General features: G+C 71.0%; 7 protein-coding genes. 2 read left to right on the forward strand and 5 right to left on the reverse strand.

Going from position 1 to position 8776, the window contains the following annotated elements:
* Positions 1–422 precede the first annotated feature (422 nt).
* The 4 genes from ABZ796_RS05435 to ABZ796_RS05450 all read right to left on the reverse strand — a co-directional run bounded on the left by ABZ796_RS05435 (position 423) and on the right by ABZ796_RS05450 (position 4294).
* A complete protein-coding gene (locus tag ABZ796_RS05435) occupies positions 423–974 on the reverse strand; it encodes a putative immunity protein (protein WP_357335238.1) in 552 nt (183 codons plus the stop codon).
* A 14-nt stretch (positions 975–988) separates the two neighbouring features.
* Entirely contained in the window at positions 989–1963 is a 975-nt protein-coding gene (locus tag ABZ796_RS05440; protein WP_357335239.1) for a ribose-phosphate diphosphokinase, read from the reverse strand.
* A 74-nt stretch (positions 1964–2037) separates the two neighbouring features.
* Positions 2038–3492 carry a bifunctional UDP-N-acetylglucosamine diphosphorylase/glucosamine-1-phosphate N-acetyltransferase GlmU gene (gene glmU, locus ABZ796_RS05445; RefSeq protein WP_357335241.1) on the reverse strand — a complete coding sequence of 485 codons (1455 nt, stop codon included), beginning with the start codon at positions 3490–3492 and terminating at the stop codon, positions 2038–2040.
* A gap of 43 nt (positions 3493–3535) precedes the next feature.
* Complete coding sequence (locus ABZ796_RS05450) at positions 3536–4294, reverse strand: SDR family NAD(P)-dependent oxidoreductase (RefSeq protein ID WP_357335243.1); 759 nt, start codon at positions 4292–4294, stop codon at positions 3536–3538.
* A 102-nt stretch (positions 4295–4396) separates the two neighbouring features.
* Here ABZ796_RS05450 and ABZ796_RS05455 point away from each other — a divergent pair, with 102 nt between their 5' ends.
* Complete coding sequence (locus ABZ796_RS05455; RefSeq protein ID WP_357335245.1) at positions 4397–5254, forward strand: helix-turn-helix transcriptional regulator; 858 nt, start codon at positions 4397–4399, stop codon at positions 5252–5254.
* Here the strand turns inward: ABZ796_RS05455 and ABZ796_RS05460 are convergent.
* The gene (locus ABZ796_RS05460; RefSeq protein ID WP_357335247.1) at positions 5251–7380 is read right to left on the reverse strand and encodes a SpoIIE family protein phosphatase; all 2130 of its coding nucleotides are present in this window, start codon (positions 7378–7380) and stop codon (positions 5251–5253) included. The genes ABZ796_RS05455 and ABZ796_RS05460 overlap by 4 nt on opposite strands.
* A 176-nt stretch (positions 7381–7556) precedes the next feature.
* Between ABZ796_RS05460 and ABZ796_RS05465 the strand changes: the two genes are divergently transcribed.
* Positions 7557–8776, forward strand: a 1220-nt coding sequence (locus ABZ796_RS05465; RefSeq protein ID WP_357335249.1) for a HAMP domain-containing protein, incomplete at its 3' end; no start/stop codon positions are given.

Raw genomic sequence — 8776 nt, forward strand, 5'->3', positions numbered from 1 at the left:
GATAGCCAGCCAAGTTTTTCTCGACGGGCGCCGGTGTCCAGGACCGCGAAGCGGCCGGCGAAGCCGGCGGCCGCAGGCCGTCCTTGACTCCGGGGCACGTCGAGAACACCCTCAAAGAACGGGTCGGCGGCCCAGACCAGCCCTCGAGGAAACCTTCCGGCAGGGAGTTCTCGGCAGACTCGATCAGCCGAGGAACTGTGTTGGTCTCGACACGCCTCCGCCTAGCGGCTCCGGCGGCTCGACCAGCGGGGCGGGGTGGTCTCGACCAGCGGGGCGGGGTGCTCTCGACCAGCGGGGCGGGGTGCTCTCGACCAGCGGGGCGGGGTGGTCTCGACCAGCGGGGCGGGGTGGTCTCGACCAGCGGGGCGGGGTGGTCTCGACCAGCGGGGCGGGGTGGTCTCGACAAGCTCGACCACCGAGCATCACCGGCCGCGTCCCACCTCCGAAGCCGGCCTGCGAAGCCGACGATCGAGGGTGCTCATCAGCTGGGCGACACGGTTCTTTCCGACCGGCACGACGGGATAGCGCGCGAGCACATCGACGAGAACCCGGTCGGCGCGCTCGACGGCACGGTCGACAGAAGCCGCGGCGGCCTTGGGATCACCCGACGCTTCGATCTCCGCGATCCGGGCGACGCTGGCCGCGGCACGCAGGAGGTGCCCGACCTGGGCAGCATCGGCGAGCGGGTGGAGGTAGGCGGCGGAGGCTGCGTCACCGGCGCTGCGAGCCGCCAGCCAGGCTGCCTCGGTCGGCGCCTCCGCCGCCGCGCGATGAGCATCCAGGGAGGTGACGCGCTGCAGCCGCGTACGTCTGGCACCACCGACGAACTCCCAGGCCGAATCCAGCGCAAGACGCGGTCGGGGGTCGCCGGGCACGGCCGTCTCGAAGACCGGCAGGACCTCGGCAGCGGCCTGCGCGACGTAGCGGGCGACGACACGGAGCTCGTCGGTCGTCAGCTCGAAGTCGCCCGCCACGAACGAAAACTGCGTCAGGCGTGGCCGTCGAACATCGAGGTCACCGAGCCGTCCTCGAAGACCTCGCGGATCGCGCGGGCGAGCATGGGGGCGATGGAGAGCGTGGTGAGCTTGTCGAACTGCTTCTCCTCCGGCACCGGGAGGGTGTTGGTGATGACGACCTCGGTGGCGGTGGAGTTCTTCAGCCGGTCGACGGCCGGGTCGGAGAGGATCGCGTGGGTGGCGCAGATGATCACGCCGGCAGCACCCTCGGCCATGATCGCGTCGGCGGCCTTCACGATGGTGCCACCGGTGTCGATCATGTCGTCGGTGAGGATGCAGATCCGGCCCTTGACCTCGCCGACGACGCGGTTGGCGACGGTCTCGTTGGGCCGGTTGATGTCGCGGGTCTTGTGGATGAAGGCCAGCGGCGCCCCACCGAGCCGGGCCGCCCAGCGCTCGGCGACCTTGATCCGGCCGGCGTCGGGCGAGACGACGGCGAGGGGCTGCGAGCCGTACTTGTCCTTGATGTAGTCGGTCAGCAGCGGCAGCGCCATCAGGTGGTCGACGGGACCGTCGAAGTAGCCCTGGAGCTGGTCGGCGTGGAGGTCGACGGAGATGATCCGGTCAGCGCCCGCGGTCTTGAACATGTCGGCGACCAGACGGGCCGAGATCGGCTCGCGACCGCGGTGCTTCTTGTCCTGGCGGGAGTAGCCCCAGAACGGCATCACGACGGTGATCCGCTTGGCCGAGGCGCGCTTCAGCGCGTCGACCATGATCAGGTGCTCCATGAGCCACTGGTTGATCGGCGCGGTGTGCGACTGGATGACGAACGCGTCCGAGCCGCGCACCGACTCCTCGTAGCGTACGTAGATCTCGGAGTTGGCGAAGTCGTAGGCCGAGGTCGGCGTCAGCTTCGTTCCCAGAAGGTCGGCGACCTCCTCGGCGAGGACCGGGTGAGCCCGGCCGCTGAAGAGCATCAACTGCTTCTCGGTGGTGCGCTTGGTCATGTGCTGGCTCCTACCCCCGGGGTCACTGCACTTGGATTCTCCACCAACTTCGCTGCCGGACCCAACCCCGGGGGTCACTCGCCTGTCGTCGAGGGTTCACCGAGGATGGGTACGCCCGACTCGAGTGCTTCCTCGGCCGCGGCCGCCTGCGGTGTGCCTGCCCTCTTCGCCAGTGCCCACCCCTCGATGATCCGCTGCTGACCTGCGGAGACGGCCAGCGCACCGGGCGGAACGTCCTCCCGGATGAGGGCCTCGCCACCGGTTGACGCACCGTCTCCGACGACCACCGGGGCGACGAAGGTCACACCCGACCCCGACTTCACGTGACGCCCGATCCGGGTCTTGTGCTTGTTGACGCCGTCGTAGTTGGCGAAGATCGTGCCGGCCCCGATGTTGGTGCCCTCACCGATCGTGGCGTCGCCGACGTAGGACAGGTGCGGCACCTTCGCCCCGGCGTCGATGCGAGAGTTCTTGACCTCGACGAAGCCGCCGATCTTGCCCTCCTCGCCGAGCACCGTGCCCGGGCGGAGGTAGGAGAACGGCCCGACGTTGGCGCCTGGTCCGACGACGGCGAGCTCTGCCTGCGTACGCACCACCCGGGCGCCGTGGCCGACCTCGGTGTCCTTCAGCGTGCAGTCGGGGCCGACCACCGCGTCCTCGTCGATCCGGGTGGCACCGATCAGCTGGGTGCCGGGCAGGATGGTCACGTCGGGCGCGAGCTCGACGTCGGCGTCGATCCAGGTCGTGGCCGGGTCCATCACGGTGACCCCGTCCTTCATCCACCGGGTCACGATCCGCTCGTTGAGGATCTTCCCCAGGGCAGCGAGCTGGGCCCGGTCGTTGGCGCCCTCGGCCTCGCTGACGTCGTCGAGGACGAACGCGTCCACCCCGAGCCCGTCGGCGACCGCCAGCGCGATCGCGTCGGTGAGGTAGAACTCCTTCTTGGCGTTGTCGTTGCCGATCCGCGGCAGCACCCCGGCCAGGAAGCCGCCGTCGAAGGCGATGATCCCCGAGTTGATCTCGGTGATCGCCCGCTGCTCGTCGGTCGCGTCCTTCTCCTCGACGATCCCTCTGACCCCGGCACCATCGCGCAGGATCCGGCCGTAGCCGAACGGCTCGGGCACGATCCCGCTCAGGATCGTGGCGGCCCGCCCGGCGGCCTCGTGGTCGGCCACCAGCGCGCGCAGCGACTCACCGCGCAGCAGCGGCGTGTCGCCGTACGTCACCAGGACCGTCCCACCGGAGACCGCGCCGGCCTCGACCGCCACCCGCACGGCGTGGGCCGTTCCGAGCTGCTCGGTCTGCACCGCGATCACGGCCTCGGGCAGGATCTCGGCGATGTGGGGCTCGACCAGCTCCCGCTGGTGCCCCACGACCGCGACGACTCGGGACGCCCCGGCCTCCGAGACCGCGGCCAGGACATGGCCCACGAGACTCCGGCCCGCGATCTGGTGGAGCATCTTGGGAGTCTTGGACTTCATCCGGGTGCCGCCACCGGCGGCCAGCACGATCACGGTGAGCTCGCTCATGTTGGCTCAGTCTAGGACCCCCGGATCGAGCGAAGACCCGGGGTCAGCGGACCCGTTCCTCGGCCGCGTTGAGGACCCCGACGATCTGGTCGTAGTCGCCGCGCACCTCGGCGTAGCGCAGCAGCTTGACCTGCTCCACGAGCACCTCATGCGCCTCGGGAGACGCTTCCAGGAGTGCCATCACGTCTTCGACGTACGCCCCGAGCGGCATCGCGTGCTCGGCGCTCTCGTGGCCCGGCATCAGGGCCGTCCGGACCGCCGGCGGGACGAGCTCGGTGACCTGGATCCCGATCGGCGCCAGCTGCATCCGGATCGACTCGGAGAGCTGGTGGATCGCCGCCTTGGTGGCGTTGTAGGTGGGCGTGAATCGCAGCGGTGTGTGGGCCAGCCCCGAGGAGACGGTGAGGATCGTGGCGCCGGGACGCTCCCGCAGGTGCGGCACCAGCGCGTCGATGAGCCGGATCGGGCCGAGCAGGTTGGTCACCACGGTCTCCTCGGCATCGGCGAGGAAGCCCGGCGTGGTCCAGTCCTCGGGGCGCATGATCCCGGCCATCGCGACGAGCACGTTCAGCCCCGGGAAGCGGGCGACCACGTCGGCGGTCGCCTCGGCGATCGAGGCGGCGTCGGCGGTGTCGATACGGACGGTGTCGAGGCCGTGCTCCTGAGCCAGCTCGGCGAGCAGCGACGTACGCCTGCCACCGACGATGACCGTGTTGCCGCGCTCCTTCAGACGCAGGGCGAGAGCGAGACCGATCCCGGAGGTCGCTCCGGGGATGAAGATGGTGTTTCCGGTGAGGTTCATGCCTCCACCCTGCGGCGGCCACGCCGTCGGCGGGAGAGACCCGGTGATCGTGGGATCGGCGGTCCCTGGTTGCGTACGCGCCCACCCCGCATGATGGATGCCATGGACCGCGCCTCCCTCGCCGACTTCCTCCGACGCCGACGTGAGGCGCTCCGCCCGCAGGACGTCGGCCTGGTCGTCGGACCCCGCCGACGCACGCCCGGCCTGCGCCGCGAGGAGGTCGCCGCGCTGACCGGGATGTCGACCGACTACTACGTACGCCTCGAGCAGCAGCGCGGCCCGCAGCCCTCCGACCAGATGCTCTCCGCGCTCGCCCGGGCGCTGCGCCTGACCATCGACGTGCGCGACCACCTCTACCGGCTGGCCGGTCACAACGCCCCGCGGCGTACGTTCGAGGACGGCCACGTCCCTCCGGCGCTGCTGCGCGTGCTGGACCGGCTCGAGGACACCCCGGCGATGATCATGTCCGCGCTCGGCGAGACGCTGGTCGCCAACCGGCTCGCGACCACGATCTTCGGGGACCGGGTGGCATTCACCGGCTGGGATCGGTTCGAGGCCTACCGCTGGTTCACCGACCCCTCGACGCGGGACGTCTACCCACCGGACTTCCACGACCACCACGGCCGCGGCCTGGTGGCGAGCCTGCGGATGGCCTACGGAGCCCTCGGCGAACGCGGCCGTGCCGGCGAGCTCGTACGCCTTCTGGAGACCCGTTCGCAGGAGTTCCGCGAACTGTGGGAACGCCACGAGGTCACCCACCGCTTCGAGGACCACAAGACGCTGCTGCATCCACAGGTCGGCCGCATCGACGTCGACTGCCAGGTGCTGTCCGCCCAGGACCAGGGCCAGGTCCTGCTGGTGCTGACGCCGGTACCCGGCAGTGAGGCGGAGGAGAAGATCCGGCTGCTCGCGGTGCTCGGTCACGAGGAGTTCAGCGCACCCTCGGAAACCGCACCCTAGGTAGCCACGCCCTTGCCCAGGTCGAGGACGAGTACGGCCATGTCGTCGGAGAGCGGCAGGGCGGAGAAGTCGGTGACCGCCCGCAGCAGCCGGTCGGCGACTACCTGCGCGCCCACGTCGATGCCCGTGGCGAGGACGGCCCCGACCCCGGCCTCCTCGAACATCGTGTCCCCGGCACGCCGCTCGAGGACGCCGTCGGTGACGACGACGAGCCGGTCACCGCGCTCCACCGTCACCTCCTCCTCGATGTAGTCGACCGCGTCCAGCACCCCGAGGAGCGCCTGCGGCCGGCCGACCCGACGGGCGGGAACGCCGGGACGAGCACGGGAGATGAGGAACGGCGGCGGGTGGCCCGCACAGACGAGCCGCACACGGAAGCGGGACGCGGCGGTGACCTCGAGCGTTCCGCACACGAGCGTGATGAACCGGCCCCGCAGGCCCTCGTCGCTGATCGCGGCGTTGAGCCGCTCCAGGGTCGGCGCGATCGGGATGCCGGCCCGCATCAGCGCCCGCGCGGTGTGCCGCGACATCCCGGCGACCGCGGCCGCCTCCGGCCCGATGCCGCACACGTCGCCCACCATGAAGCCCCACCGCCCGGCGCCGAGCGCGAAGATGTCGTAGAAATCGCCGCCGGCGTCGTTGAACTCCCCCGTCGGCTCGTAGCCCACCCCGATGTCGACGCCCGGGATCTCCGGCAGCACCGCCGGGAGCAGACTGCGCTGCAAGGACCGGCCGATCTCCTGGAGCTCGGTGTGGGCACGGGCGTTGTCGATCGCCAGCGCCGCCCGGCGGGCCACGGCCTCCGCGACGAGCAGGCGCTCGCGGCGCAGCGGCTCACCGGCCGGCCGCCCGAGGGTGAGCCAGCCGATGGTCCGATTTCGTGCTTCCAGCGGAAGGATCGCGACCTCGCCGTCGATGTCGGGCTCGGCCGGAGCCTCGGGGTCGTCCGGCGCCGCCTCCTCCAACGCCTCCCGCACCGCGTCGAGCTCGTGCTCGTCGGCGTGCCAGGCGAAGTGGAGCTGAGGATGGTCGCGGGCATCGTTGAGGTAGATCCCGCACCACGTCGCCAGCCGGGGCACCAGGACCTGCCCGGTCATCGCGGTCGTCGTCTCCAGGTCCAGCGAGCCGGACAGCATCACGCCGAGCTCCCCCAGGAAGGCCAGCCACGCGCGCCGCTCACCGTCGGCAGCCCGCGTGGATGCCCGGTCGACGCTCGGCGCGGCCCAGTCCGCGACCCGCTGCAGCTCGGCGCCGTCCTTGGTCGCGAAGGCGTCCGGCTGGTTCTTCGCGACGGCCAAGGTGCCGATCACCCGGCCCTCGAAGGCCACCGGAACCGTCACCAGCGAACGCAGCTCGAGCCCGCTGAGCAGCCCGACCGGGGTCGCCCGCAGGTCGGCGATCGCGACCGGCCGGAAGGATGCCTTGAGGCTTGGCCCACCGGCCTCGCCACGGCGCACGCTCCGCCCGATGATCGACGTCGCCGCCCCGCTGGTCGCGGCCACCACGAACCGGTCCTCCATCTCGTCCTCGAGCAGGAGGTACGCACCATCGGCATCGAACCGCTCCCGGGTCTGCTCCACGACGAGGTCGAGGATGTCCCCGAGCGCGAGCTGGTTGAGGGCGAGCCCGCTCAGCCCCAGCGGATCCTGGCCGGTCGTGGCCACGCTCGCCCGGCGGCGTACGCCCTGGCCCTCCGGGACTCCCCCGTTGGGCGCCTCCACGTCGAGGGTCGCCTCCACCAGCGCGAAGGCGGCCCACACCCGCTTGTGGTCCCGGCGGTACTCCACCCCCCAGGCCGTCGCCAGCGCCGAGGTGATGAGCAGCCCGCGTCCGTGCTCACCGGTCCCGGGCCGGGCGTTGGCCCCGACCGGCAGCACCCGGGTCGGGTGCTGGTCGAAGACGTCGATGCGGAGCCGGTCCTCCTCGCGTACGACCGCCACCGTCATGGGCGTGCCGGCGTGGGTGACGGCGTTGGTCACCAGCTCGCTGGTCAGCAGGACGGCGTCGTCGAGGAGGTCGTCGAGGCCCCACCCGGCCAGCACCTCGCGCGCGAAACGGCGCGCTTCGGAGACCGACGTGGGTGCCGGTTCGAAGGTGCGCGAGAGTGTCCTCGCTCCGTTGCTCATGACCACCGCCGATTGTGCACCCGTTTGCCGGCGGATTGGAGACCTTCACCGGAAGGTACCGATCGGTAAGTCAAGGAATTACCAGAATCGGTGGTGAACCAGGATTTGTGGGCCACGGTCAGGCGATGAGTGCGACACTTCAGCAGAAGCGTGTATCAGCGCGAGAGGAGGCAGGGATGCCCTCATCGGCGGACGCATCGAGGTCAACCAAGCTCCCCGAGCAGGTGACGGTCGATCAGGTCGAGCTGCGTCGACTCAAGGACGCGATGACCGCGATGCGCGACGGTATCTTCACCGGCCGGCTGGAGCCTGTCGACGGGCCGCTCGGTGATCTCGCCTCGATCCACAACGAGATCGCCGATCGGCTGACCCACCTGACCGGCGAGATCGCGCGCGTGCGCCGCGAGGCGGGCCGCGACGGCCACCACGACGAACGGCTCCGCCCGAGCATCGGGGGCGGGGCCTGGGCCGGCGCCGTCGAGGACGCCAACAAGCTGGTCTCCGATCTGGTACGCCCGACCGCCGACGTCGCCCGGGTCGTCGCCGCCGTCTCCGCGGGCGACCTCACCCAGACGATGGACGTACGCCACGGCACCCGCGCCCTCAAGGGCGACCCGCTGCTGGTCGCCAAGAGCGTGAACGGCCTGGTCGCCCAGCTCGCCACGCTCACCGAGGAGATCGCCCGGGTCACCCGCGAGGTCGGCACCGAGGGCAAGCTCGGTGGCCGCGCCCGGGTGCGGAACGCCTCCGGCACCTGGCGCGACCTCGTCGACGCGGTCAACACGATGTCCTCGCGGCTGACCGCCCAGGTCCGCGACATCGCCGAGGTCACCACCGCCGTCGCCAACGGCGACCTGTCCCGCACCGTCACCATCGAGGTCTCCGGGGAGATGGCGCAGCTCAAGGACACCGTCGACCGGATGGTCGGCCAGCTGTCCTCGTTCGCCGCCGAGGTCACCCGCGTCGCCCGCGAGGTCGGCACCGAGGGTCGCCTCGGCGGCCAGGCCGACGTGCGCGGTGTCTCCGGCACCTGGCGCGACCTGACCGACTCGGTCAACACCATGGCCTCCAACCTGACCTCCCAGGTGCGCGGGATCTCCTCGGTCGCCAAGGCCGTCGCCCGCGGCGACCTGTCGCAGCAGATCACGGTCACCGCGCGCGGTGAGGTCGCCGAGCTCGCCGAGACGCTCAACTCGATGACCGCCACCTTGCAGACCTTCGCCGACGAGGTCACCCGCGTCGCTCGCGAGGTCGGCACCGAGGGCCGTCTCGGCGGCCAGGCCGAGGTTCCTGGCGTCGCCGGCCGGTGGAAGGACCTCACCGACTCGGTGAACTCGATGGCCTCCAACCTGACCAACCAGGTCCGCGACATCGCCCAGGTCACCACGGCCGTGGC

The organism is Nocardioides sp. NPDC047086, assembly GCF_040643685.1.
Lineage (GTDB): Bacteria > Actinomycetota > Actinomycetes > Propionibacteriales > Nocardioidaceae > Nocardioides.